The following is a 26505-nucleotide window of genomic DNA, read 5'->3' as shown; positions in this document are numbered from 1 at the left end:
AGATACCTATGGGAGACACCGTAACCATTCTAATAACGGCCATCGTAGCGTTGGGCGTTGGAATAATCATTGGCAGAATACTTTTGCAAAAGCTTAACACAAAAGCCACCCTTGAGCTAGAAGAAAAGGGAAAGCAAATTGTTAAGGAAGCAGAATTAAAGGCCGAGAACATAAAGAAAGACAAGATTTTTGAAGCCAAGGAGAAATACCTAAAGCTGAAATCTGAGTTTGAAGAAGAAGCCAACCGCAAAAAGAATCAGATTATTTCTAACGAAAATAAGCTGAAACAACGTGAGTCGAGCCTAGCTAAACAGCAAGAACAAAATAAGCGCAAAGAAGCTGAACTAGACAGCATGCGTGAAAACCTTGACGCACAATTAGACATTGTAAAGAAAAAGCGCGAAGAGCTAGACCAAAAAGTAGATGAGAAAGTAAAAGCTCTTGAAAAAGTAGCGCAGCTTTCTGCCGATGAAGCACGCGAACAGCTCATCGAAACTTTGAAAGACGAGGCCGAATCGAAGGCATCGGCATTGGTGAAAGACATTATAGACGAAGCCAAACTTTCTGGTGCCAAGGAAGCCAAAAAGATTGTTATCCAGTCTATTCAAAGAACAGCCACTGAGCATGCCATTGAAAACTGTGTGTCTATTTTCAATATTGAAAGTGACGACATTAAGGGTAAAGTAATTGGTAGAGAAGGCCGTAATATCCGTGCGCTAGAAGCGGCTACTGGAGTTGAAATTATTGTAGATGATACCCCTGAGGCAATCATCATTTCAGGATTCGATCCGGTAAGAAGGGAAATCGCCAGACTATCGCTGCACCGCTTGGTAACCGATGGCAGAATTCACCCAGCGCGTATTGAAGAGATTGTGGCTAAAACCACTAAGAATATTGAAGAAGAAATTGCTGAGATCGGTGAGCGCACCGTAATCGACCTCGGTATTCATGGCCTCCACCCTGAATTGATTAAAATGGTAGGCCGTATGAGGTTCCGTTCTTCTTATGGACAAAACCTGCTTCAACACTCGCGCGAAGTAGCCAACCTTTGTGCTACCATGGCCAGCGAACTTGGGCTAAACCCTAAGAAAGCAAAACGCGCAGGCCTATTGCACGATATTGGTAAGGTTTGGCCAGAAGAGCCAGAAATGCCACACGCCATCTTAGGTATGGAGCTTGCCAAAAAGTATAAAGAACATCCAGATGTTTGTAATGCCATTGGTGCACACCACGATGAAATTGAAATGAAGAATATGATTGCGCCATTGGTGCAAGCTTGTGACGCCATTTCGGGCGCCAGACCTGGTGCCAGACGCGAGGTGATGGAGTCTTACATTAAGCGCTTGAAGGAATTGGAAAACATGGCGCTAAGCTTTGAAGGCGTAAACAAATGTTATGCTATTCAGGCTGGTAGAGAGTTACGCGTAATGGTTGATGCAGAGTCTGTAACAGACGCAAAAGCAGGCCAACTTTCATTCGACATTTCTCAGAAAATTGAAAAAGAAATGCAGTATCCGGGACAGATAAAAGTGACCGTAATACGAGAAATGAGGGCCGTGAACTACGCCAAATAATTCATAAAAAATTAACTCACCAAAAAAGGGTATTTCTAAACGAGATACCCTTTTTTGCTTTCAATTAGAATCATTCTACTTGCAAAATTTACTCCGCCAGCATATCTTATTTCCGCGTGTGTATACTATGAGACTCAACCTTTCACTGATTATATTAATACTTTCTATTATCCCATTTCAAAGCTTTTCGCAGCGGGGAGACTTCCAAGACTTAAAGTCAGACATACTGAACGCTAAGTCAGATCAGGAAAAAATGGAACGCATCATCATTCTTGGAATGAACTATGGACGTGAGTTTCCAGACAGCCTCCACTATTATTCAGACTCTTTAATGAGCTCGGGCTTTCAAGAACCACAGCTAGCCACTGCTGGACAAACATTTTTAGAAGGTGTAGAGAACTACAACCGCGGCAACCTGCAAGAAGCCATTGAAAAGTTTGAGGTAAGCTCCGCACAGTTCAACGCACAAGAAAACACCAACCTCTTCCTCCGCAGTCAAAATTTACTCGGTATTTCTTATTTAAGAATTGGAAGTGCCGAAGAGGCGATAAACATTTTTGAAGATATTATAACCATAGCAACGCCAGAAGCCACAGAACATCAATCAGCTCTCTTAGCTGCCCACGGAAATATATCTAACGCCTACAAAAGGCTTGGCCAATATGCCCAAGCCATTTACCACATTGAAGAATCAATGCAGTATGCTGATTCTACTCGAAAGAATATGAGCCTCAACTTTTCTTACTTGAATATGGGGCAAATGCTGGTGGACCTTGAGCTTTATGAGCGAGCCCTAAATGCCTTCAGCATGGTTAACGAAAACCAAATGGCCGGCACATCTATGCTCGCAGCTTTTTATAACAATAAGGCTTTGGTAAACGAGCGAATGGATCAGAACGATTCTGCGGCACATTACTATGCCAAAACACTGGAAATGGACGACTCGCCTCAGGTACTGAACCAAAAGGTGCGTCCCGCTACATTTTTGGCCTTTTACTATGCCGATAATAGCGAGTTCGAAAAATCGGCACACTACCTAGAACTTGCCAACAATTACTGCGATGACTTTTGTCCGGAACCAGCCAAACTAAGAATTCTACAAGCCGCTATAAGACATTACCGAAAGCAAGAGCAATTTGAAAAAGCGCTAACATTTGCGGCAGAATTTGAAAGCCGCATAAATGAACTAGGAATGGTACACCTAAACATGAATGGCTTTGAAGAGATTGCCTCCCTTTATGAGCAAATGGGAGAAATGGACAAAGCACTCGAGTACCAGAAAATCCACAATGAGCTCAACTCTCGCAGCAATGAGCAAACCCGTGCCATCCGCATAAGCGAACAACAAGCTATGCTCAACCAGTTAGAAGCCGAACGAGAACTGAGTAAAGTGCAAGAAACCTCTTCTTTCTATCAAAGACTCTCGCTAAACCAGTGGATTGCCGGAGTTGTGCTGTTGGCCATTGCAGGTGCCTTTTACAAATACTACAGAAGAGAAAAAGAAGATCGCGCATTGAAGGAAGGTGAACTAAGCAAGTTGCAAGAAGAGATTAAAGACCTGCAAGCAAATACAATTGAAGAGCAAATCGTATCTGAGTTTTTAACTTTAAAAAGTAAGGCTGTTTTGCGCTTAGACCGTATTCGGTACATCAAATCAGATGGTCCTTACATTGAAGTGTTCACAGAAGAAAAATCGAGACCAGAGATTGACCGAAATACACTAAAAGGAATTTTAGCTGAACTCCCTGATAAAATATTTATCCAAGTTCACCGATCTTACATTGTAAATATCAACTTTATTCAAGCTATATATGCTTCTAAACTCGTGCTAAAGGACGGAACCGAATTAAATGTATCCAGAACCTTTAAATCGAAAGTAGAAGAAGCACTAAAACTTTAGGCCACACAAACTAAACCATTACAAAACAAAGCCATGAATAACTCCCTACGAGCTGTCATATCCATATTATTTGTAATTGTTAGCTTTTCAGGCTTTGGCCAAAGTCAGGAAATTAGCGACCTGCTAAACGCTACAAGAAGAGCCTCGGCTTACCCCGACAGCTTGGCCTACTACGGTGAAAAACTGCTGAGTTATAACGATTCGCTTGCAAAGTTCGAAGGCTACTTTGCAGTAGGCTATTCACATTACTTAAGCGGAAAGTTAAATACGGCAGGCACATATTACGACTCCGCGCTGGTTTTCGCCAACCCCGCAAAGCATGCCTCAGCATACAGCCGTATAAAAAGAAATCGAGCCATTGTATATCAACGAACCGGTAATGTAGACCAAGCCAGAAGCATTTATACCGAAATGTTGAATAATGCTAAGGAAAACAACATTCCGGTTGAAGAAGCGCTAATGCTACATCAGCTAGGCATTTTGGAACAAAGCAGCGGCAATTACGACCAGGCCGCAGCAAACTACAATTCGGCCATAGCGCTTTACAAGGAAAACAGACCTGCAGCAGCCACTAATTCTATGATTAACCTCGGCACGCTCTACGGCCGAATGGATTTAATACCAAGATCGAACAGCATGCTGAAAGAAGCAGTAGTTTCTGCCGAAACCTACGGACAAACCACACTATCGGCACGGGCTTTTAACAACATTTCCGTTAACTTCAGAAAAGTTGGACAACTAGATTCTAGCAATCATTACCTTTCTTTAGCAGAAAACATCTATACCTCACAAGGCAACAAAATCAGCTTAATTGAAAACTACCAAAACAAGACAGCCAACTTTATAGAGCTGAACCAAAAAGACAGCGCCTACCATTACCTAAACAAAGCCCTTGCATTGAATGAAGGCAATGGTGACAAATACCGTGAGTCTAGACTCGATTTTATGGTGGCGCGAGTAGAGCTAGCTTTTGGCAACGCAGAAAAAGCCATAGAATATGCCAACCTTTCTATTAGCAAAATTTTAGAACTACAAAGTGTAGACGATTTAAATGATCGGTACCAGATTTTAGCCGATGCCTACGAAAAGGCCGGTCAGGAAAAACTGGCCTTACAAATAATGCGCAAATGGAAAGCGCTAGATGATAGTCTGGAGTTTTACAAAAACGTAAAAACCCTCGAAGAGCTTACACAAGCATACGATGCCGCTCGTAATGATGAGTTGATTGAAGAAGCTGCTGGGCTTCAAAAAATGAACACCGGCCTGCTGGCCGGAATCGGAGCAGTTGTAGTGCTCAGCGTCTTTCTATTCTTTCAAATGAAGAAGAAGAGCAAAGAGGTCAGGCTTAAGAGTTCCGAGATCGCAACTCTCCAGACTCAACTGAACTTACTAAAGGATCAACTTAAACCGACTCAAGATTACATAACACTAAAAAGTAAAGCAGTTATTCCAATTGAAGAGCTTATGTACATTCAGTCGGACGGCCCTTACATTGAGCTATTCACAGAAAAGAAAGAACGCCCCGAAATTGACCGTAATTCGCTAAAGAGTATACTGGCCAGTTTGCCGCATAACCAGTTCATTCAGGTACACCGTTCTTACATTGTAAACATCAATTTTATACAGTCTATTTACGCCACCAATTTGGTGCTAAAGGACGGAACCGAACTCAACATCTCAAGAACCTTCAAGTCGGGCATCGAGTCGGTACTAAGAAATACAGCATAACTACCCTGCATTTCGTTACAAAAAACACGTCACTCATGACATTTCTTCGCTCATAGAATTCTATGGGCGATTTTTTTAGCCTGTCATTCATGTCGACCAACTTGTCGTTCATAACATCGCTCTGATTTCATCCCTTTATTTCCCTAGGTTAGAGTAACCGATTTAATTACCTCAATTCGGGTATGAAGACTTATAAAACTAGGACGACTATTAATAAAAATCTGATAGAAGACATGCTCTCTGCAAGAGAACTGGAGATACTAATGTGCATGGCATGCGGCCACTCAAGAGCCGCCATAGCAGAGCAGCTTTCTATATCGGTACTTACTTATGATGAGCACCGCAAAAACATAAGAAACAAACTGGGCCTACAGTCAAATGCAGACTGGGCCAGAGCGCTAATGCCATTTATGAAATAGATATACTCAAATAATGGTATTGAGCTAAAAAGTTAATAGAAGGAAATTTGAATAGTCAGTAAAGACACGTCAAATAGTAGTCTGATTTAGTTGAGTCTAAAACTAGAAGTTGCATACGGCAACTTCTGGTTTTGTTTACTCCCTCCCTTCTATCAAGAAAAGAACAACCAATTACTAATCTTCAAATATTCGACAAATGAAAAAACCACTACTTCTTTTATTTGTCTTGTTACTCTGTGCGGGTACGCAAGATGTGTACGCCTTGTATTATCAAGGCGAAGAACAAGGTCCTGGAAAGAAAATGAGTTTTCAGGGAACACTTTACGAAAACGGTGAGCCTGTAAATGGCAACAGAACATTCACTTTTACTATTGGCCTAGACGAAGGCGACACTTGGACAGAAACCCAAGCCGATGTTTTGGTAGTAGAAGGTCTTTATTCGGTAACACTTGGTAGTGTCAACCCATTACCAGCCGATTTATTCTTTAATGTAGAAGAAAGAACCTTAACAGTAGCTATTGGAAGCACCACCTTGGGTTCAACTACATTATACGCTCCATTTGCTGTAAACAGCGCGGGCGAGTTCATGCTTAATTCTGTCAACCCAGAAGATTCGATGGCCGTGAACGCACATATTTACGGTGCCGGCACCAATCCTTACAACATGGCTGTAAGAGGTCTTGCAAGTACAGACCTATCAAACACAGGTGTTGGTGGTATTGCAGAAGGCTCCGATATAAATGAGCAATTCCAAACTGGGGTTGTAGGTAACGCCTACAGTAACAATACAAGTGCATGGGCAACTGGTACCTGGGGTACAGGTTTTAGCTATGCTGGTGGTGTAGCCTATGGTATGCGTGGCGAAGTTTACGGTTCTGGAGCAGACTTTTCGGCTGCTGCACGTGGGCTTAATCATATGGCAACAGTTAATGGCGGTACCCGCTACGGTGGCTTCTTCGATACACGAGCCGATGCAGAAGGAGCTGTTTACCCTGGTAGAAGTGTGGGTACCCAAGGTACCGCTAGAGGTTCTGAAGAGAACATAGGAATTTTCGGTATGGCGGTTGGCCAAGGAGAAAATGTAACTAACTGGTCTGGTTGGTTCGAAGCCGCCCCGGTAACACTTCGTGCACAGCCATTACAAATTCATGGCCCTGACGGCAATTTAAAAGTGGACTTAAACTATTACGAACCAAACAATTCTGGTTCACTAGTAATTCACGGCCACAACAATACAAGAAGAACAATTTTAGGTGCGGCCAGCGAAGGCACAATCGGTTTCCTCGGTCTTTACGACTCGCTTGACGTTAACCGTGTGAACATCAGAGCTTACAATGGCAATGGTTACATGGGCTTAGCCGGTGAAAACTCTATGAATGTAGAGATGGGTGCAAAATACTGGGAAGAAGGCGGCCTTGACAAAGGTTACTTCAAAATTCAAGGCAATGGTTACGTACCAGAAGGTAGCGAAGAAGAGCAAGTGCATGACTTGATCTTTATGGACGCTTCATACAACGAACCTACTGGTTTAGAATTTGGCCGTATGGAAACCAAAAACCAAATGGGTCAGCAAATGAGTATGCTCGACATGAATGATCAAGGTGCGGGTAGATTCCAGCTTATGAGCCCTGATGGTTACACAAATACACTTATTGGTTCTAACGGTCCAAAAGCAGGACTTATCAACCTAAACGACTCACTCGGAAGAGCAACCTATAGAATGCTCTCTTACGCGCAAGGTAGCGCATACGAAGAAATGAGTGCGGGAATCGCAGAACTTGGCGAAACCAGAGTTGTTTGGCAGTTGGCCGGATATCAATCTCCATGGACAAACATGATTGGCCGAAATGATGACGGCTCATCAAAAGGCCGCGTACAGTCTGGATGGTTAGCCGGTAGCGATAACCCAGCTTTCAGAATTACTAGTGGCGACAACAGATGGTTGGTTAACCTAGAAGGTGGCGCAGAGAGCGGTGCAAGATTGGCCTTAGAAGGCCCTAATTCCAGCAACATATTTATGGGCGGAAAAGACTGGGAAAACAACGACCTACCATACTTAGCGCTAAGAGGCTATGCAGAAAATATTGATGGCGCAGGTAATCCTTACACACCAGACCTTATTTCATTGCACACTAGTCAAGATGGCAGTGGCAATAACTACGGTGAGTTCAACATAGCCAATAGCAATGATGTTCAACTGGTGAATATTGGAGCAAGAGCTTGGGAAGACAACGGCATCAACAAAGCATACATCAATCTTTCGAGCGACTTCCAAGAAGATGATGGCAATGGTGGCTTCTACAACCCTGCTCTTTTCAGTGCTAACGTAAATATTTCAGATGCTGGTGTGTATTCTGGAGACATTAACCTAACAGGTTCGGCCCCTACAGGCATTAGAATGTATGGCGCAGCAGACTTTGAAGGAGATGGCAGCAACGTGCATAGCCACATAGCATTGGACGGAACTAACGATAATCACATCTTTTTAGATGGAACAGGCAATGGCGATTTTACAGGTTCTGTAAACGCATTTGCACTTAACCAAACCTCTGATGCACGCCTTAAGAAAAACGTGGTAACACTTACTTCTGGCTTAGCCATGGTTACACAATTACGCGGTGTACGCTACAATTGGAAAGATGAGAATCGCCCTGAAACCAGAGTTGGTTTTATCGCCCAAGAAGTGGAAGAAGTGCTACCTGAATTGGTAACTACTAAAGAAGACGGATTTAAAGCCGTGAACTACGCTGAAATGACTGCAGTACTTGTTGAGGCAGTAAAAGAGCTTAACCAACAAATTGCTGATCTGAAGAAAGAAAACGGCCAGCTAAAAGCGGAGCTTTCTAAAGTAGAAGATATGGAAAGCCGTTTGGCACAAATAGAAGCCTTATTGCAAGGCACTTCAAAAACTGTGAACACTGATCAAAAATAATTAGCATGATCAGCATTAGAGGAATTTCTAAACGATTCCGGAAGCTGCTGCTTTCAACACTCATGCTGGGGCTCTGCACTATGGCAGTAGCACAGGAGATCAACAAAGACTCTGTGCGAAACCTCAGAATGACAACGGCAAGCGGTAAGTGGATTTCCGGAGGCATCAACAACAGCTTTATCTCTGTTGGGCAATTTGGTGCCAGCACAGTACTTACGGCAACCGATGGCCAAACCGAATACAAAGGTTCCATTGGTTTTGCGGTACCACTCTTTATGCAAGCAGAACCAAACAACGCTCCCGTAGCTGTTGCTTCTGAAGAACGCATATTTGTGAGTGCCAAGGACCCAATTGTTTTGGAAGGTTTCGACCCTGATGGCGATATTATTGCCTATCAGATTGTAACACAACCAGCACTTGGTGAATTGAGCCTAAGCGGCACAACCGACTTTGAGTTTAACTTCACTCCTTCGGGAAGCCTAACACCGGGCACGGCCTATCAGGACGAGCTTCAGTTTAGGGTAATTGAGGTGGATGGAGAAAAGCTGTCGTCAGAAACAGTTACGTACAAATTTCAATTCAACGTAACAGACAAGCCGCATAACATTACAGAGTTTGTTCAAACGGCTGCAAATGCTGCGGATAAATCATTGGCACTTTCTTTCAGCGATAACCAGTTCAACGCCAGCTACGATGTAAGCATTGCTTACATTAACCTGTCGGACCCAACTGCGCCATTCGTAGAAACGCTAATCGAAAGAACCTTCCAGCTAGATGAATTAACGGCCGAAGGCAACGTACTAAGCGCAAACTTTAATGTTTCAGCCGAAACATTCCCTTTCCTATTCAATGCGGAAAAAGTGTTCATTACGGCATCGGTAAGCTCGCCAACTGGATTTACTGATGATGACGCCTTTGTGATGGACAACGAGGCCACGGGTGATGAAGGCACAGGCCAAGTACGCTACCAAAATGTAAACCTATTGACTGGTAACGCTCCATTTGCCACGACTTCGGATGACGGTATGTTCTTTACCTTCGCAACCAAGCGAAGTACACAAGAGAACACCCAAACCGAACTGAACCTTTATGCGGTGGAATTGGGCGAGTTTGACCTTACAGACGCTTCAATCGAAATTACGGAAGGAGCATTGTACGGTACAACGGGTAGCCCTGCATTAGTGAAGTCTAGCGCTAGCTTAGCCCAGTGGTCGTTGCTGTATACTCCTCAAGGAGAAAAAGGCTACTTGGATTCTTTGCAGTTTAGTGTTACTAGCACCGACAGAGGCACCACTACCGAAACATATGCGGTAGTTCAGGTGGTAGATGTAAACGATGCGCCAACATTAGCCAGCATTCCGAACCAAAGACTAAGCGAAGATGGTAGCCTTACAGTTGACCTAACTTTTGCTGATGTTGATAATGAGGTAAGCGTAAGTGTAACCTCATCTAACGGAACGAATGTGCCGGCAGTAATCAACGGCAATCAATTGGTAATTACTCCGGCAGCTAACTTTAGCGGTTCGGCTAATCTTACCCTTAAACTTATAGAAGTTGGTACAACCGAGCTTTACGCCAAGCAACGCACCTTTAAGGTAACAGTAGATCCGGTTAACGATAGCCCAGTATTGGCGGCCATCAGCAGCCAAAATATTGACGAAGACAACGTATTTACATACACCTTGTCCACCACCGATATTGACGCTGCGCTTCCGGTATTCGACTATAAGGTTACGCCTAATATTCAGGGTGTAGCATCTGTAAGCGTTAGTGGTAACCTATTGACCATAACGCCACAAGCAAACTACAATGGCGTGGTAAACTTTAGTGTTGTGGCCGATGATAGACTAGGAACTAGTACATCTCTTTCTGAGTCCCAGTCATTCGACCTGACCATTAATGCCGTAAACGATGCACCTTCAGTAAGTCAAACCATCCAAACTCAAAATGTAGTTCAGGGCTTCCCTACTTACACCCTCGATTTGGCGGAATACTTTGAGGATGTGGAAACAGCCGCAGACCAATTGACTTACAGCCTCGCAGGTACAGCAAGTACGCTCTTCACACTTAGTGTGAACAACAACTTACTTTCTGTTACACCAATTGCTGGTCAAACAGGTACGGAAAACATTCAAATTGATGTAACTGATGGGGAGTTGAGCACTTCGCAAACAGTAACCTTCAACTTGGAGAACCAAGCAGCCGACATTCAGGTGGTAAATGCCTTGGCAGATGTGACACTAGATGAGGACTTTGGTCAACACACCATAGACATTAGTAATGTATTTATTGATGCTAATGATCTCAATGCAGTGTTTAGCTTTAGTACCAACGGACTGACAAGAATTGGAGCAAGTATTGTAAACAATGAGCTTGTTTTCAACTCTCCGAGCGATTTTAACGGTACTGAAGAGGTTTACCTCATTGCTACTGCAAATGGTAAAACTTCATTCCTCAATTTCAACATTCAAGTAAATGCAGTAAACGATGCGCCTACCTTGGGTAGCGCAGCTGATCAAACCATTCAAGAAGATTTCAGCATGAATGGCGTTTACCTAAGCTTCGAGGATATTGATAATTCGAGTGATCAATTGACATTCTCTGCGGTATCTTCCAATACTGATTTATTGAAAAATGAATCGATCGTAATTACGGAAGAAGCAGCGGGTATTAGTATTGCGGCTACACCAGAAGCAAATGCATCAGGTTCGGCTACCATTACAGTAACTGTTTCCGATGGAGAACTATCTGCAGCCTCTTCCTTTGTGCTGGCAGTTAACTCTATTAACGATGCACCAACAGTAATAGGTAGTAGCTTAACAGATGCCACTGAAGATGCAGCCTACAGCTTTGATGTAAGTACACTATTTACCGACATTGATGGTGACGCCCTGAGCTTTACGCTTGCTGGTGCACCTGCATGGCTAAGTGTAAATGACCAAAGTATTTCGGGCACGCCAAGTAACGATGATGTTGGAAGCGCAAGCTTTAACATTACTGCCGATGATGGTAGTGGTGGTACTGTAACACAGTCGCTAACATTAACTACAGCGAATACTAACGATGCACCAACCATACTATCTACCCTACCGGATGTTACGGCTACGGAAGATGTATTACTAAGTGTAGCGCTAGACACAGATTTGTTTGAAGATGTGGATGGCGACAATCTTACATATTCTGCAAGCTTTAACAATGCAGCATGGTTGAGCTTTGATGCGACCACAAACCGTTTCACAGGAACTCCTGACAACGATGATGTTGGAAGCATTACTGCAACAGTAACTGCGACTGACGGTAATGGTGGAAGCGTTTCGCAAGACATTACTATTAATGTTGAAAACGTAAACGATGCGCCTTCGGCAGTAAGCTTATCGGCCCTTACAATTGCAGAAGATGCCGCAATCGGAACCGTGATCGGATCTTTCAGCAGTACAGATGTAGATGCTGGCGACAGCCACACCTATACCCTTGTTGATGGAACTGGTGGAGACGATAACGCAGCATTCTCGATTAATGGAGCAACATTTAGCACTATTGAAGCACTAGATTTCGAAACACAAGCAACTTACACTGTACGTGTTAGAACGACCGATGCAGCCGGTGCTACTTACGATGAGCAGGTTACAATTACTGTAACCAATGTAAACGAAGCACCAACAGCCTTGAGCCTAAGTGCAACAAGCATTAGTGAAAACAACACGGCACTTCAGGCCGTAGGAGCATTTGCCTCTACCGATGAAGATGCTGGCGACACGTTCACTTATAGCTTGGTGGCTGGAACTGGCGATACAGATAACGATGCCTTTGAGATCAGCAACGGTGAATTGCTCGCCAAAGCAAGCTTGAACTTTGAAGAAAAAGCGAGTTATGCTGTTCGTATTAAAACCACCGATGCTGGCGGGCTTTCTTACGAATCGGAACAAACCATTACGGTTACCAATGTAAATGAAGCACCAACAGCCATTGCCATTTCGGCCAATGCACTAGCAGAAAACGCAGATGCAGGCACCGAAATTGGAGCGTTCAGTTCAACTGACGAAGATGCTGGTGATACACATACCTACACTTTAGTGGCGGGTACTGGCGACACGGACAATGCTTCATTCACAATTACGGATGGTAAGTTATTGAGTGCCGAAAGCTTTGACTTCGAGTCGAAGAGTAGCTACGCGGTACGCATTAAGTCTACCGATGCTGGTGGCGCTTCATCAGAGCAGAGCTTTACGGTGAACGTAACCAATGTGGATGAACCAAGCATTGCAGATATTGCGGATATTAACTTCGATGCAACCGAGATTGGGGAGTCTACTACGCAACAATTGAGCATAGAAAACAACGGTGATGTGGACATTGAAGTAAGTTCAATTACCGCTTCCGATGGTTTCTCGGTAGCTACGACTAGCCTAACTATTGCCGTTGGTGCTACCGAAACAATTGATGTAGTATTTACACCAACAGAAGAGCGTGCTTACAATGGTACAATCACTATTCAGTCAACTTTAGGCGAAACTGTGGTGAATTTAGTAGGTGAAGGCAATATAGTGACAGGCATAGATGATGACATCTTTGATGCGGAAGAGGTAAAGCTCTACCCTAACCCTGCCATTGACATTGTTACCATAGATTTGACCCTTGCTCCGCAAATTCAACCAACTGTAGCCATCATTGATATGACAGGCAATACAAAGTGGGTGAAAGAGGCAGTTCAAGAGCCAACTGTAAAAGTGAATGTTTCTAGCTACCCTGCAGGCACTTATTTGGTGCGCATTAGCTCAGAAAAAGGATCGGTTGTGAAAAAACTAATGGTAATTAAGTAATGAAAACGAGAATAAACGTCCACGTTGGGCAAACAATAAGGTTCATCTTTCTTTCATTAATTCTGGTAATCTCAGCTTCCTCCTGTGGTGGAGGAGGCGGGGATGACCCAACAGAACCAGAGAAAACTCCTCAAGAGATAGCGCAAGAGATCTTTGAAGGAACCTGGGGGATTGATGGTGGAGGAAGCATTAACCTAGACGGTACCGATGTATCTGATAAGTATCCTGGTTTTACTATGAACATTAACAACGGCTCATTTACAACTACCAATGCAGGAGAACTATTTCCTGCTTCTGGTACTTGGAGTTGGGTTGGTGAAACAGACAACCAGGTAACTACTGGGTCGGGTAAGCAAATAACACTTAGCACCCTGTCTTCCAGACGATTGGTTTTTACTTTCACAAAAACCAGTTCGAATGCAATGGCAGGAGCTAACGGAAATTATACGGTCACTTTAACTAAATAATTCGGTAAATACCCATTAGTGGGTATTGAATTCAGAACGAGATAGTATGACCTTTGAATCAAGTCAGTATAGTATTCTGATTTAGTTGAGTCTCTGAAACAGGGGGCGTCCTGCCCCTTGTTTACTTTAACCCGCTATGAAAAAGACAGAAACCATATCGAACGACAACGAATCTCTTAGCCGCAAAGCTTTGAATACGCTATCCAACTCTTTTGAGTTGTTAGTTTTGCTTGCCGTTATGCTATGGATAATTTTCTTTAACTAATCGGCAGTTTGAATAGCAGCCGACAATACAAGAAATCCCATACAATCAACATAAATCTTTAACCAGACCTAAATGGTCAATGGGAATTGCCAACAAAAAAAGCGGCTGCCTCAATTGAGACAGCCGCTTTTCATTTAGACCTAAGGTCCTTTATGTTTTAGCCGTTAATTACTTTGGCCATTGTTTCACCAATATCAGCCGGAGAGCTCACTACGTGAATACCACACTCAGCCATAATTCTCATTTTAGCTTCGGCAGTATCATCAGCACCACCAATAATAGCACCAGCGTGGCCCATTCTTCTGCCCGGAGGCGCTGTTTGGCCAGCAATAAAGCCAACTACAGGCTTTTTGTTACCAGTTTCTTTGATGTAGTTAGCAGCCATCGCCTCATAGTTTCCACCAATCTCACCGATCATAACGATAGCATCAGTTTCAGGATCTTCCATTAACAACTGTACAGCGTCCTTTGTAGGAGTTCCGATGATTGGGTCGCCACCAATACCGATAGCCGTAGAAATACCCAAGCCAGCTTTAGCCAATTGGTCTGCAGCCTCGTAAGTCAAAGTTCCAGACTTAGAAACCAATCCGATTCTACCTTTTTTGAAAACGAAGCCAGGCATAATACCCACTTTAGCTTCATCTGGTGTAATTACACCTGGGCAGTTAGGTCCAATTAAAGTAACATCTTTGTTTTTGATGTACTCCTTAGCATAAACCATGTCTTTTACCGGAATACCCTCTGTAATAGCAATGATCACCTCAATACCTGCATCGGCTGCTTCCATAATGGCATCTGCCGCAAATGCTGGTGGTACAAAAATGATAGAAACATTTGCTCCTGTTTGCTGAACTGCATCTTCAACGGTATTGAAAACCGGTTTGTCTAAGTGCGTCTGACCACCTTTACCAGGAGTCACACCACCTACTACATTTGTTCCATATTCAATCATTTGCCCTGCGTGGAAAGTACCTTCAGAACCGGTAAATCCCTGGACAATTACTTTCGAATCTTTGTTTACCAAAACGCTCATTGCTATCGTTTTAAATTTGAGGCAAAAATAGAACAATATATGGCTTAGCAAAAGGATTATTACAGACAAATGGTAGGGCGGCAAACCTACCTGCCTGTATATCATACAGTAAAGACATTAACCTATTTTAACTAAAAAAATTCCTAATCTTTTGAAACCAAATTAGGTTGAAAAACGTCTTATAGACAGAAGTTAATTTTAAAGAAACAGAACAGAAGGTAAAGTTTCCGAATTAAATTCTAAAAGAGAAAAAAACATAGTTAGTTAGTTTTTAGTATTTTAAGGTTGAAGATGAGAAAAGCCCCGCACGGGGCTTTTTTCTATTTATACACTTTCTGTTCAAATCTTTTCTCACATATGGCGCACCAAAAACAAAGCAGACCATTCCAACTTCTGCTTCCTGCTTCCTGCTTCCTGCTTCCTGCTTCCTGCTTCCTGCTTCCTGCTTCCTGCTAAACAAATAACCTAAGCCCGTTCTGCCAGTTCCTCATTTTTTGGTATTTTCAAAACTTTACTAAAACCTTAAACTTTTGAAGTCACCAGAATTTAATGGCGCAAAACGCTTCGGTCTACTCTTTGGCCCACTATTATTCTTTATAGTAAGTACTTGGAATCCGAGCCCAGCACTTAGTCCAGAAGCCTGGAAGGTAATAGGCATTGCGCTCTGGATGATTACTTGGTGGATTACCGAAGCAGCACCAATGGCCGTAACAGCACTACTGCCAATTGTACTTTTTCCGTTAGCTGGCATTTTCACTATAGACGAGGCTACAGCGCCCTATGCCAACAAGATTATCTTTCTGTTCATGGGTGGTTTTTTACTAGGATTGGGCATGGAACGCCACAACCTCCACAAACGCATTGCACTTAACCTGATTAAAAGAACTGGCACCAACCCAAACGGTATAATTCTAGGCTTTATGCTCACCACAGCATTCATTTCTATGTGGATAAGCAACACCGCCACCACCGTAATGATGCTGCCAATTGCTCTTTCCATTACCAACCTTCTCGATATTAATGAGCAATCAGGGAAAGCGCATAAACGCTTTGCACTGGGGCTGATGCTCTCTATTGCTTATGCAGCTAATGTAGGAGGAACAGCTACCATTATTGGCACACCTCCAAATGTGGCTTGGGTTGGATTTATGAGCGACATGATTGGCTACGAGGTTACTTTTGGCAAATACCTGCTCATCGGTCTCCCGATATGCATTATCATGCTCACAGTAGTATACTTTATGATCACACGGGTGCTTTTTCCTAGCAAACTTTCGAACCTAGCAGAATCAGCTCAGGTAATTGATGACCAATTGAAAGCGCTGGGCAAAATTTCTAAGGCGGAAAAGCGGGTAGCGATCATTTTTGTGGTTACGGCATTAACCTGGATTTTACGAGGCAGTATCAACAACTGGTTCAACACTTCACTTTTGAACGACTCGATTATTGCCATAGCAGGCGGCATACTTATGTTCATCACCCCTGTTGACATTAAAAAAGGCAAATACCTGCTTGAATGGGAGTACACCGCTCGCCTGCCTTGGGGAATACTATTACTTTTTGGCGGTGGACTAACACTTGCCAAAGCCATGGAGAAATCTGAAATAGTACAAATAGTCGGGGAAAGTATTGCCGGAGGTGGCGAAATGAATACCATTTTGTTGATTGCCGGGCTCACGGCTTTCATGCTATTTATGACAGAGGTTATGAGCAATGTAGCCTTAGTTGTAATTTTTGTTCCGGTGGTTATCGGTATTTCCCAAAGTTTAGGAATGAACCCAATGTACCTGACGGTACCAGTTACACTAGCGTCAAGCTATGCCTTTATGATGCCTATTTCTACCCCACCAAATGCCATTGTTTTTTCTAGCGGAATGATTCGCATGAAAGACATGTTAAGGGCGGGTGTGCTGTTGAATATAATTGCCATAATTTTACTGGTAATTCTATCGCAAACACTTGTTCCATTAATCTATTAACATGCGGAAAGAAGCCGAGGTATTCGATCAAATTGTTCAAGAAAGAAGGTCTGTAAGAATTTATGATCCGGAAGCGGAGTTCGACACTGATGCAGTAAAACGGAGTTTGGAAAGAGCCGTGCTGGCTCCAAACTCTAGCAACATGCAGCTATGGGAATTCTATCGAATAAAGTCAGACGAAGCCAAAAAGCAAGTCGCTTGGATGTGCATGAACCAAAAAGCCGCTAAAACTGCTCGAGAGTTGGTAGTGGTAGTGGCCCGTAGAGACCTATGGAAAAAACGCCAACAGGCTTTGGTTAAGGAAATGCAGCGTGTTTACCCCGATGCCAAATCGAAGCAGGCTAGCCGCGCCATGAACTACTATAAAAACCTGATTCCGAAATATTATTGGACGGACTGGCTAGACCTCTGGGGCATGCTGAAAAAGTGCATTTACTTTTTTGCCGGCATTAACAAGCCAATGATTAGGCATGGAAACCGAGCAGATATTCGTATTTCGGTGCACAAAAGTGCTGCGCTGGCTGCGCAAAACTTTATGATGAGCATGAAAGCCGAAGGCTACGATACCTGCCCAATGGAAGGCATGGATTCCAAACGTATTAAGCAATTCTTGAAACTACCCCGCAAAGCAGAAGTGGTAATGGTAATTGGCTGTGGTCCATCAGCGGAAGGCGGTATCTACTCCAGCCGTTTTAGAATACCGAATAGTGAAGTGATTTTTGAAGTTTAGTACGGTCTATCTCAAGGAGATATAAATGAGTAGTAAACTTTTCTCAGTACTTCTAATATATGCCAGTTATATGATTTATCATTGGGTTCTTTAAATCTTAGCGATTAATGGATAACACTATAATAGATATTATTCAATTTTTAGGAGGAGTAGTTCGCTACCTAATATTCTCCCCTTTTAACAAAAGGAAGTTCAAATCATACTTTCTGGAGGGAGATAGTAAAGAGGCTAAAAAAGAAAATAGATACAATTGGTTAGCGAGTATTTGTTTAGTGGTTGTTCTAATAGTAATCATCAAAGTCATTTGGCCATAAACGAAACACCCCTGCTGTCACCTCACCCTGCCCAGAAAAGCCGGGGTTATTTCAGAATCTCTTTGATTGCATGCCTACTCATCGGCAGACTGGTACAGTTTCCGTTTATCCCTCCTTTCTTCAAGAGTAACTTTCTAAGAAAATGCATTTAACTAAATGCATCAAAGAAATAACTCAAATGTTCTGCTCTTCAATCTAGCAGAGGCCATTCCCCCTTTTTCGAAAAGGGGGCTAGGGGGGATTAGAACAAACGGATTTCATCACTTAACAAGTCAATCCTCCCAACCTCCTTCGCCAAGGAGGAGTGGCCGTATAAACATCACTTTGCAAAATTTCATAGATGTGCCAATTGCTAGGAAACCACTTTCTTCAAGAGGAGATAGCCAGAGGGGGTGATTATTATTCTGGGTTTATAAGAATACTTGGGTTCAAAGCCTTCTCCAAGTCATCTTCCAATAAAAGAATCCCTATTGCCTCTTCAATACACTCTCTAGTCATATACTTAACAAACAAATCAGGGGGAGCAATATAGTTGTCCCTGACCTCAGCTTTATTATTTGTTAGCGACACGAAGAACTCAAACGTCCATACGTTTAGCCCATATCTTCTTCCATCACCTAAAGCAACTTCAATATTTGCGAACGCTACTTCCCTATCCCAATTCTCTGGGTCTACTTCCTCAAACTCTAACCATAACTCAAAATCAACCACCTTGCCTTAGTAATTACTTTTTCTTCAAACTCATATCCGCATCGCGCTTGGCTTTAAACTCTGAGCCTTCGCTCCACTGTGGCCAGTACGATTCATTAGCCAATCGATACCCCACTCGGAAGAGCAATGCTGCATCCTGTACAATGCCTTTTAAATCCCACTCCTCTGGCTCATAGTTATCTTGTGGTTGGTGATACTTTACCGCTAAATACTCTTGCGTTTTCTTTTCGGTAAACTCCACGCCATGCTCCATCGATTCGTAAGAACCCGAAGCGTAAAGGGCTGGAATGCCCACCTTAGCAAAACTGAAATGATCGGAACGGAAGAAATATCCCTTTCCTGGGTCAGGGTCTGGAATAATATAACGTCCCTGCTTTGTAGCCTCACGCTCGGCATATTTATCCAACTCCGATTGCCCATAACCAGTGATCGTTAGGTCTTTCATTTCGCCATAAGCCGGTAAGCCATCCATATTGATGTTCGCAACGGTTTGATTTGGTGGGAACACAGGGTTCTGTGCGTAGTAAGCCGAGCCGAGCAAACCCTGCTCCTCAGCAGTTACAAATAAAAATACCACCGAACGCTCGGGCTTGTTTTCCAGTTTTGCAAACTCTTCGGCAATGGCCATAAGGCCAACAGTGCCTGTTGCGTTGTCATGCGCTCCATTGTAAATGGAGTCTCCATCAATTGGCTCTCCCACACCAAGGTGGTCCCAATGCGCAGAATAAATAATATACTCGTCAGGTCGGGTGCTGCCTTTTACCATACCCACCACATTTCTCGACATGTCCTTTTTAATGGTATTGGTCACTCCAACCGAGGCTGTCATACCCATTGGCACAGGCTTAAAGTCAGCACTTCTGGCCATATCGGAGTAATCTTTAATACCTGCCTCTTTAAATAAAGCCACAGCAGTATTTCTGGTAATCCATCCTTGAATGGCACATTTATAAGGCGCATTTTCAGCATCTAAATTGAGCTTAGCACCAGTCCAAGAACTTTCCACCACCAGCCAAGGGTAACCAGCCGGTACGGTTTCGTGTACTATTAAAACTCCTGCTGCTCCTTGTCGCGCAGCCTCCTCATATTTGTAAGTCCAGCGGCCGTAATACGTCATTTCATCACCTTTAAATAAGGTAGAATCTCCCGAACCAAATCCTGGATCGTTTACCAAAACCACTACGGTTTTCCCTTCTACATCTAAGCCTTCATAGTCGTTCCAGCCATATTCTGGAGCCACAATACCATAACCGGCATACACCAATTCCGAATCCTTAATTTCTACTTGCTCCTCCACGCGCTCGGTGTACACCACCACATCGTTTGGAGTAGAAAAACTCATGGAACCATTCGCTCCTTTTACTACCATTTCAGGAGATTGTACTCCCGTAATTTCTACCAACGGCACATCCTGAAAGTAGCTATCGCCATTTCCGGGGGCCACTCCTACCCTTTTCAACTCCGACTCCAAGTAATGAATGGTTTTTTCTTCACCTTCGGTAAAAGGCTTTCTCCCCATAAAGTCATCTGAAGCCAACACGCTCAAATGTCGATGAATAGTGAGTGTATCCATGTTTACAGCCACATCGGCTTCCTCTGGCTGACTGCCACAAGAAAGCATTAACCCGAAAACGGATAAAAATAGAAGTGCACTAAGCTTTTTCATAATCAATGGTTCTTGCGATCAAGATATAGAAAATTCGATGTGTAAAGAATGGATTTTATAAAACTAAAATTATAGTTTTATAAAATGAGAGCCTTAGCGATTGTTCTTCTATTATTGATGGGTAACCTTAGCCCTGCACAGAGTTACTACGATATTGCCAACGAAAAAACGGGTAATATCTCTTTTACCCAAGTTGAGCTCATCGGCATGTGGACGGTAGTTAAAGTAATGGTGGGCAACCGTGAGCTTACCCCTACAGCCAAATGGTTTAAGTATGAAAGCACCGGAAAAATTACCGGAGGAAATGGCAACATCCAAAACCTGAATGGCGCTTATACTTTTGACCGCGAGAACAAAACACTGGTTCAATCTAACAAGAACGAGGTTGACTCTTATGGAGCATTCAACGTAAGCTTTTCTGATGATGGTAAATACATGGCTTGGCAACGAATGGAAGACGGCATGGAGGTGAATGTACTTTTGGAAAAGGCATCCGATAAGCCTAGTGCTCCTTGGGACTTAATTGTTGGTGGCTGGACAATGTCTAAAGCTGAACTGCTCGACCCAGAAACGAAGCAAGTGCAAAAAACCCTAGACTTAGAAAGAAACCGCTATTTCTTTATGTGGGATCGCGCTTACCGCAAATTCAATGCAGCTGGTGAGCAAGTAGAAACAGGTGTTTGGCATATTGGTGGCCACTCCAACGAAGTTTGGACCATTAACAATGCAGACAACACCAAAACCATTTGGCAAGTCGAATTCTCGAAAAAAGAAAACCATATGACTTGGACTAAAGAAGATGAGAATGGGTTATTAAAGGTATATTTCGAGAAAGTTGCCAACAATGACTGAGTTCAAAAGACTATCTAAAACAGCCATTCCGTACCGAAAGGTTATAGTTACTCTTACTGTAACAATTTCCTTATTATCACTTACCCTATATTTCCAAACTCTCGAGTTAGGCACCCTAATAGTGCCCGCATCCTTTCTTATATTAGGAGGAATTTTCAGTTTAATGATTCCTAACACTTACAAAGTCTCCTTTTCGGACAGTAGTTTAAAAGTCAACCGAGGGAATAAAGAAACCCTAATCCTATTAAGTGACCTAAAGTATATAGAACCTAGAGTTGAACTTCTCTTCAACACAGGAAAAATAACATTCTACGACATTGGATTGAATCAAAAGACTGAACATGGTGGAGTCATCTCTTTTCAAGTAAATAACCTAACGAAAAAACAAGTTTTAATTGATGAGCTAAGAGAAAGGATACTAAGTAGCTCGGTATAATTACTTTGAGATAGCCCCAACAATTACTACACACTCCCTACTTCCATCACCTAGTACCCATACTTCTCCTTCCACATGGCTTTTAGGCGTTTGCGCATATCCTCTTCGCGTGCGTTTTTTCCAGGATTGTAAAAAGCAGTTCCTTTAATTTCGTCTGGTAAAAATTCTTGCGCAGCAAAGCTTCCGGGGTAATCGTGGCTGTATTTGTAGCCTTTGCCGTAGCCCTCTTCCTTCATCAGCTTGGTTGGCGCATTACGAATTGCCATTGGCACCGGCAGGTCACCTGTTTGTCGCACTACACTTTGAGCCTGATTAATGGCCATATAAGCCGCGTTACTCTTTGGTGAACTGGCCAAATAAGTAACGGCCTGAGATAGAATAATTCGCCCTTCGGGGTAACCAATTACACTCACCGCCTGAAAAGCATTCGTGGCAATTACCAATGCTGTTGGGTTAGCGTTTCCAATGTCTTCAGAAGCCAAAATAACCAACCTGCGCGCTATGAATTTAATGTCTTCTCCCCCTTCAATCATTCGGGCCAAATAGTACACCGCTGCATTGGGGTCGCTACCGCGAATGGATTTGATAAAAGCCGAAATGACATCATAGTGCATATCGCCCGATTTATCGTAAGTAGCCACCCGCTGTTGCGCGATTTCCTTCACCTTTTCATCGGTCACCTCTACCTTTTCACCACCAAGGTTTTCCACCACCAAATCGAGCAGGTTGAGTAATTTTCGGGCATCGCCACCAGAAATATTGAAGAGCGCACCAGTCTCCTTCAATACCACCTCTTTCTGACTTAGGATTTTGTCCTTTTTGAGGGCCTGCTCAATCAGTCTGAGTAAGTCATCTTTAGAAAGTGCTTTTAAAGTGTACACCTGCGAGCGCGAGAGCAAAGCAGAATTTACCTCGAAAGAAGGGTTTTCGGTAGTAGCGCCAATCAAGGTAATATCGCCTTTTTCAACTGCCCCCAACAACGCATCTTGCTGCGACTTATTAAAACGATGAATTTCATCGATAAATAGAATGGTATTGCTTTGGAATTTCGCGCGTTGAATTACCTCACGAACTTCTTTTACTCCAGAGCTTATGGCACTCAAAGTAAAGAATGGCGCCTTCACCGAATTGGCAATAATATTGGCAATGGTGGTTTTGCCTACGCCCGGAGGTCCCCACAGAATCATAGACGGAATACTTCCTGCCCTAATGGCTCTTCTCAACACTCCATTTTCGCCCACCAAGTGCTCCTGACCGATTAGATCGTCAAGGGTTTCGGGGCGTATGCGTTCTGCTAAAGGCTTATCCATTCGGTGAAATTATGAAGCTTGTGGCGCAATGCCGAACACTTATTAAAAATTGCCAAAAAAGGACATGAAAACAGGAACAGTCGGCCGCCTTTGTGCGTTGCAACTGTAACCAATGTTACTTCGGTAAATAGCTGTCTAAACTAGATTTAGGTTGTTTTACGGAATGTAATCCTCCACCCAAAACCCTACACTATGGATGTAGAAATTCTCGCCCGCATTCAGTTCGCCTTCACAGTCGCTTTTCATTACATCTACCCTCCGCTAAGCATTGGCTTAGGCTTGGTAATGGTGTTTATGGAAGGCCAATATTTGCGCACCAAAGACAAGACTTACGAGGTACTCGCCAAATTTTGGACTAAAATATTCGCACTGACCTTTGGTATTGGTGTAGCCACGGGCATTGTAATGGAATTTGAGTTCGGTACCAATTGGGCAACATATTCACGCTTTGTAGGCGATATTTTTGGCAGCGCACTAGCGGCAGAAGGCATTTTTGCATTCGCATTAGAAAGCGGCTTTCTTGGTGTTTTACTCTTTGGCTGGAATAGGGTTAGCTCCAAAGTTCACTTTATAGCGACCGTTGGCGTTTGGTTAGGTAGTATGTTTTCGGCCATATGGATTGTGGTGGCGAACAGCTGGCAGCAAACCCCTGCGGGCTACCACATAGTTGGCGAAGGCATAGAAGCCCGAGCTGAGATAACTGATTTTTGGGCCATGGTATTTAACCCATCTAGCGTGGAAAGAATTTTGCACGTGTGGATCGGAGCCTTTCTCGCAGGAGCGTTCTTAATCATCTCGGTGCATGCCTACTATATATTGAAGAACAGGCACGTTGACCTTTCTAAAAAAGCCATTAAAATTGCGCTTACAGTTGCACTTATTTCTTCATTGGCGCAGTTGGTTACGGGACATGCTTCGGCCGAAGTAGTTGCCGAGCACCAACCTGCTAAATTGGCGGCTATGGAGGGCCACTTTGAGGCAAACGCCCCGGCAGATCTCTACATTTTTGGCTGGGTGGACCAAGAGAATAAAGAGGTAAAAGGATTGGCCATTCCGGGCGGAACCAGCTTTTTAACCCATCAGGATTTTGAAGCACCGATTAGAGGTTTAGATGATTTTCCGCAAGACGAAATCCCTACACAGGTAAATGCTGTTTTTCAGTTTTATCACATCATGATTGCTATTGGTATGTTCCTGATCGGACTCACAATTTATGCAGCATTTCTATGGTGGCGAGGCAAGTTATTCGACCATAGATGGATGCTTTGGATACTGGTTTTTTCGGTTTTGCTTCCACAAATAGCTAACCAAGTTGGGTGGTTTACAGCCGAAATGGGTCGACAACCATGGGTAGTTTATGGCCTGCTTCGTACATCAAATGCTCTTTCCGAAGTAGTCACGGCCAATCAAGTGCTATTTTCACTAATACTTTTCTTTTTGATTTACGCTTTGCTTTTCACCCTATTCATTTACCTACTAACCAAGAAGATTAAAAAAGGGCCAGACGAGTCACCACTCATGGATCAGCGGCCAAAGCAGCACGAATATTATAACGCACTAAACAGCTAAACATGGAAACATTCTTAGGTATAGATTACGCAACTTGGTGGTTCATGGTAGTAGGTGCGCTATTTAGCGGTTATGCCATTCTCGATGGTTTTGACTTAGGCGCTGGGGCTTGGCATTTATTTCTAAAAAAAGAAGAAAGCAGACGCATAGCATTAAATGCCATTGGTCCTGTTTGGGATGGTAACGAGGTATGGTTGGTAATAGGTGGCGGAGCACTTTTCGCAGGCTTTCCAATAGTTTACGCCAACATGTTTTCGGCCATGTACATCCCCTTTATGCTGTTTTTGGCCGCTCTTATTTTTCGAGCAGTGGCCATTGAATTTAGAAGTAAGGAGCCCATGCAATGGTGGCGCAAAATGTGGGATATTAGCTACAGCGTGAGCAGCATTTTGCTTGCCTTGTTATTGGGAATTGTATTGGGAAATATTTTACTGGGCATGCCGCTAAGCAAAGATTTACAATACACTGGCAGCTGGCTGAGCTTTTTGAACCCTTACGCCATAATGGTTGGTGTTACTACACTGGCTGCTTTTATGATGCACGGAGCCATTTATTTAGGGCTAAAAACTCATGGTAAGCTATTCCATCAGGTAACCCTATTTACAAAGCGCGCAATCATTTTCTTTATTGTAAGTTTTAGCTTAGTAACTATTTACACGCTAATTTATATTCCGCAGCTTACCGATAAGTTTAAGGCCAATCAGTGGATGTTTATTATTCCTACCATTGCTTTTTTGGCTATTGCGAATATTCCAAGGCTAGTATCAAAAAGAAAGTTTCTTTTCGCATTCCTATTTTCGGCACTTAGCCTAGCCATGATGCTGATTATTGTAGCCGTAGAACTATACCCGGTTATTATCTTTTCTACGGATAATCCAGAAAACCATATTACAGTTTACAATGCCGCTGCAAGTACCAAAACTTTGGGGATTATGCTCACTATGGCGGCTATTGGAGTTCCTCTAATTGCCACCTATACTTACTTTGTGTACAAAACTTTTTGGGGTAAAGTAGAACTAGACGAGCACAGTTATTAGAAAACAAAAAAGGGGCCTAAGCCCCTTTCTATACTACTAACTATTCAACAATCCTTATTGAATAGTTAAGTCAAATGTCACGCTAATATCAGTTTCGCCACCTGCGTTGGTTGGGTCTCCATCAGAAACACCTGAACCACCTTTGTTTGGCTCGTGAATCAATAACACCTGAAGTGTTCCGCTACCGACTGCGCCAGTAGTTGCCGTTCCGGCTAAACCAACTGGGTTACCGTCACCATCTTCATCGTTATAAGCATAAGTAAGTTCAGCGCCACCTGCAGTAACAAAGAATACCTGATGCTCCTCATCTTCTTCTTCAACCTCTTCGGTTATGTCTTCAGCAGGGTTTTCAGTTTCGTTCAAAAACTGAACAGTTACATTGTAGGTACCGTTTGCCATAAGTGTTGGGTTGGTAATCACTGGATTATCTCCTCCTTCACCATCTAAATCTTGGAAAATAGCTTCTACAACACCAGTTGTATTGCCTGTACCAGTAAACGTTACTTTCAAAGTTGTGATCAGTTCTTCTTCATTTACCGGCTCCGGATCGTCACTATCACAGCTAAATATGCTTACAGCCAGCATGGCTATTAGAAAATACTTTACTGCAAAAAGGTTCTTCATTTTCATCTTATAGGTTCTTTTTGTAATCGATACTGCAACATTAGTGCAAATGCAACTTTGTTGCAAGATATTTCAAACCAAATCGTCAAGAATATTGAAGAACGGTTATTTATTCGTTTGCAACGGAAGCGTTTTGGGG

General features: G+C 43.1%; 18 protein-coding genes. 13 read left to right on the top strand and 5 right to left on the bottom strand.

Annotation, left to right across the window (positions count from 1 at the left end; genetic code table 11):
- Positions 1-8 precede the first annotated feature (8 nt).
- From rny to BMW98_RS20645, 8 genes are all read left to right on the top strand, one after another.
- Positions 9-1574: a ribonuclease Y gene (gene rny, locus BMW98_RS06890; protein ID WP_090257770.1), complete on the top strand. Its 1566-nt coding sequence runs from the start codon at positions 9-11 to the stop codon at positions 1572-1574.
- A 127-nt stretch (positions 1575-1701) separates the two neighbouring features.
- Positions 1702-3474: a LytTR family transcriptional regulator gene (locus BMW98_RS06885; protein WP_090257769.1), complete on the top strand. Its 1773-nt coding sequence runs from the start codon at positions 1702-1704 to the stop codon at positions 3472-3474.
- Between the two features lie 33 nt (positions 3475-3507).
- Positions 3508-5202, top strand: a complete 1695-nt coding sequence (locus BMW98_RS06880; protein WP_090257768.1) for a tetratricopeptide repeat protein — start codon at positions 3508-3510, stop codon at positions 5200-5202.
- A 182-nt stretch (positions 5203-5384) separates the two neighbouring features.
- Positions 5385-5621, top strand: a complete 237-nt coding sequence (locus BMW98_RS06875; RefSeq protein ID WP_090257767.1) for a response regulator transcription factor — start codon at positions 5385-5387, stop codon at positions 5619-5621.
- A 196-nt stretch (positions 5622-5817) separates the two neighbouring features.
- The gene (locus BMW98_RS06870) at positions 5818-8553 is read left to right on the top strand and encodes a tail fiber domain-containing protein (protein WP_090257766.1); all 2736 of its coding nucleotides are present in this window, start codon (positions 5818-5820) and stop codon (positions 8551-8553) included.
- 5 nt (positions 8554-8558) lie between these two features.
- The gene (locus BMW98_RS06865; RefSeq protein WP_090257765.1) at positions 8559-13373 is read left to right on the top strand and encodes a tandem-95 repeat protein; all 4815 of its coding nucleotides are present in this window, start codon (positions 8559-8561) and stop codon (positions 13371-13373) included.
- Entirely contained in the window at positions 13373-13840 is a 468-nt protein-coding gene (locus tag BMW98_RS06860) for a hypothetical protein (protein ID WP_090257764.1), read from the top strand. Before BMW98_RS06865 ends, BMW98_RS06860 begins: the two co-directional genes overlap by 1 nt.
- Positions 13841-13976: 136 nt before the next feature.
- The gene (locus BMW98_RS20645) at positions 13977-14105 is read left to right on the top strand and encodes a hypothetical protein (RefSeq protein ID WP_262501586.1); all 129 of its coding nucleotides are present in this window, start codon (positions 13977-13979) and stop codon (positions 14103-14105) included.
- Positions 14106-14262: 157 nt separating this feature from the next.
- On the opposite strand, the gene sucD is transcribed toward BMW98_RS20645, so the two are convergent.
- Positions 14263-15138, bottom strand: a complete 876-nt coding sequence (gene sucD, locus BMW98_RS06855) for a succinate--CoA ligase subunit alpha (RefSeq protein WP_090257763.1) — start codon at positions 15136-15138, stop codon at positions 14263-14265.
- 530 nt (positions 15139-15668) lie between these two features.
- Here sucD and BMW98_RS06850 point away from each other — a divergent pair.
- Complete coding sequence (locus tag BMW98_RS06850; RefSeq protein WP_090257762.1) at positions 15669-17117, top strand: SLC13 family permease; 1449 nt, start codon at positions 15669-15671, stop codon at positions 17115-17117.
- 1 nt (position 17118) lies between these two features.
- Entirely contained in the window at positions 17119-17847 is a 729-nt protein-coding gene (locus BMW98_RS06845) for a nitroreductase family protein (protein ID WP_090257761.1), read from the top strand.
- Positions 17848-18560: 713 nt separating this feature from the next.
- Here the strand turns inward: BMW98_RS06845 and BMW98_RS06835 are convergent.
- Together BMW98_RS06835 and BMW98_RS06830 are read right to left on the bottom strand one after the other, a co-directional pair.
- Positions 18561-18872, bottom strand: a complete 312-nt coding sequence (locus tag BMW98_RS06835) for a hypothetical protein (protein WP_090257759.1) — start codon at positions 18870-18872, stop codon at positions 18561-18563.
- A gap of 13 nt (positions 18873-18885) precedes the next feature.
- Complete coding sequence (locus BMW98_RS06830) at positions 18886-20538, bottom strand: M28 family metallopeptidase (RefSeq protein WP_090257758.1); 1653 nt, start codon at positions 20536-20538, stop codon at positions 18886-18888.
- Positions 20539-20622: 84 nt separating this feature from the next.
- Here BMW98_RS06830 and BMW98_RS06825 point away from each other — a divergent pair, with 84 nt between their 5' ends.
- Positions 20623-21390, top strand: coding sequence for a hypothetical protein (locus BMW98_RS06825; protein ID WP_139177440.1), 768 nt, complete (start codon positions 20623-20625; stop codon positions 21388-21390).
- Between the two features lie 486 nt (positions 21391-21876).
- Here the strand turns inward: BMW98_RS06825 and BMW98_RS06815 are convergent, their stop codons facing one another.
- A complete protein-coding gene (locus BMW98_RS06815) occupies positions 21877-23136 on the bottom strand; it encodes a replication-associated recombination protein A (protein ID WP_090257755.1) in 1260 nt (419 codons plus the stop codon).
- Between the two features lie 192 nt (positions 23137-23328).
- Between BMW98_RS06815 and BMW98_RS06810 the strand changes: the two genes are divergently transcribed.
- Together BMW98_RS06810 and cydB are read left to right on the top strand one after the other, a co-directional pair.
- A complete protein-coding gene (locus BMW98_RS06810; RefSeq protein WP_090257754.1) occupies positions 23329-24705 on the top strand; it encodes a cytochrome ubiquinol oxidase subunit I in 1377 nt (458 codons plus the stop codon).
- A gap of 2 nt (positions 24706-24707) precedes the next feature.
- Positions 24708-25742 carry a cytochrome d ubiquinol oxidase subunit II gene (cydB, locus tag BMW98_RS06805; RefSeq protein WP_090257753.1) on the top strand — a complete coding sequence of 345 codons (1035 nt, stop codon included), beginning with the start codon at positions 24708-24710 and terminating at the stop codon, positions 25740-25742.
- A gap of 54 nt (positions 25743-25796) precedes the next feature.
- On the opposite strand, the gene BMW98_RS06800 is transcribed toward cydB, so the two are convergent.
- On the bottom strand, positions 25797-26372 hold the full coding sequence (locus BMW98_RS06800; RefSeq protein ID WP_222843606.1) for a hypothetical protein: 576 nt from the start codon (positions 26370-26372) through the stop codon (positions 25797-25799).
- Between the last annotated feature and the right edge of the window lie 133 nt (positions 26373-26505).

The organism is Roseivirga pacifica, assembly GCF_900111145.1.
In the GTDB taxonomy this organism is placed as follows: Bacteria; Bacteroidota; Bacteroidia; order Cytophagales; family Cyclobacteriaceae; genus Roseivirga; species Roseivirga pacifica.
This window is presented reverse-complemented; position numbering and strand designations above follow the sequence as displayed.

Coding starts and splice junctions, on each gene's coding strand:
- BMW98_RS06815 (WP_090257755.1), bottom strand. CDS start 23,136: ATGGATAAGCCTTTAGCAGAACGCATACGCCCCGAAACCCTTGACGAT.
- BMW98_RS06830 (WP_090257758.1), bottom strand. CDS start 20,538: ATGAAAAAGCTTAGTGCACTTCTATTTTTATCCGTTTTCGGGTTAATG.
- BMW98_RS06825 (WP_139177440.1), top strand. CDS start 20,623: ATGAGAGCCTTAGCGATTGTTCTTCTATTATTGATGGGTAACCTTAGC.
- cydB (WP_090257753.1), top strand. CDS start 24,708: ATGGAAACATTCTTAGGTATAGATTACGCAACTTGGTGGTTCATGGTA.
- BMW98_RS06870 (WP_090257766.1), top strand. CDS start 5,818: ATGAAAAAACCACTACTTCTTTTATTTGTCTTGTTACTCTGTGCGGGT.
- BMW98_RS06845 (WP_090257761.1), top strand. CDS start 17,119: ATGCGGAAAGAAGCCGAGGTATTCGATCAAATTGTTCAAGAAAGAAGG.
- BMW98_RS06875 (WP_090257767.1), top strand. CDS start 5,385: ATGAAGACTTATAAAACTAGGACGACTATTAATAAAAATCTGATAGAA.
- BMW98_RS06800 (WP_222843606.1), bottom strand. CDS start 26,372: ATGAAAATGAAGAACCTTTTTGCAGTAAAGTATTTTCTAATAGCCATG.
- sucD (WP_090257763.1), bottom strand. CDS start 15,138: ATGAGCGTTTTGGTAAACAAAGATTCGAAAGTAATTGTCCAGGGATTT.
- BMW98_RS06885 (WP_090257769.1), top strand. CDS start 1,702: ATGAGACTCAACCTTTCACTGATTATATTAATACTTTCTATTATCCCA.
- BMW98_RS06865 (WP_090257765.1), top strand. CDS start 8,559: ATGATCAGCATTAGAGGAATTTCTAAACGATTCCGGAAGCTGCTGCTT.
- BMW98_RS20645 (WP_262501586.1), top strand. CDS start 13,977: ATGAAAAAGACAGAAACCATATCGAACGACAACGAATCTCTTAGCCGC.
- rny (WP_090257770.1), top strand. CDS start 9: ATGGGAGACACCGTAACCATTCTAATAACGGCCATCGTAGCGTTGGGC.
- BMW98_RS06810 (WP_090257754.1), top strand. CDS start 23,329: ATGGATGTAGAAATTCTCGCCCGCATTCAGTTCGCCTTCACAGTCGCT.
- BMW98_RS06880 (WP_090257768.1), top strand. CDS start 3,508: ATGAATAACTCCCTACGAGCTGTCATATCCATATTATTTGTAATTGTT.
- BMW98_RS06860 (WP_090257764.1), top strand. CDS start 13,373: ATGAAAACGAGAATAAACGTCCACGTTGGGCAAACAATAAGGTTCATC.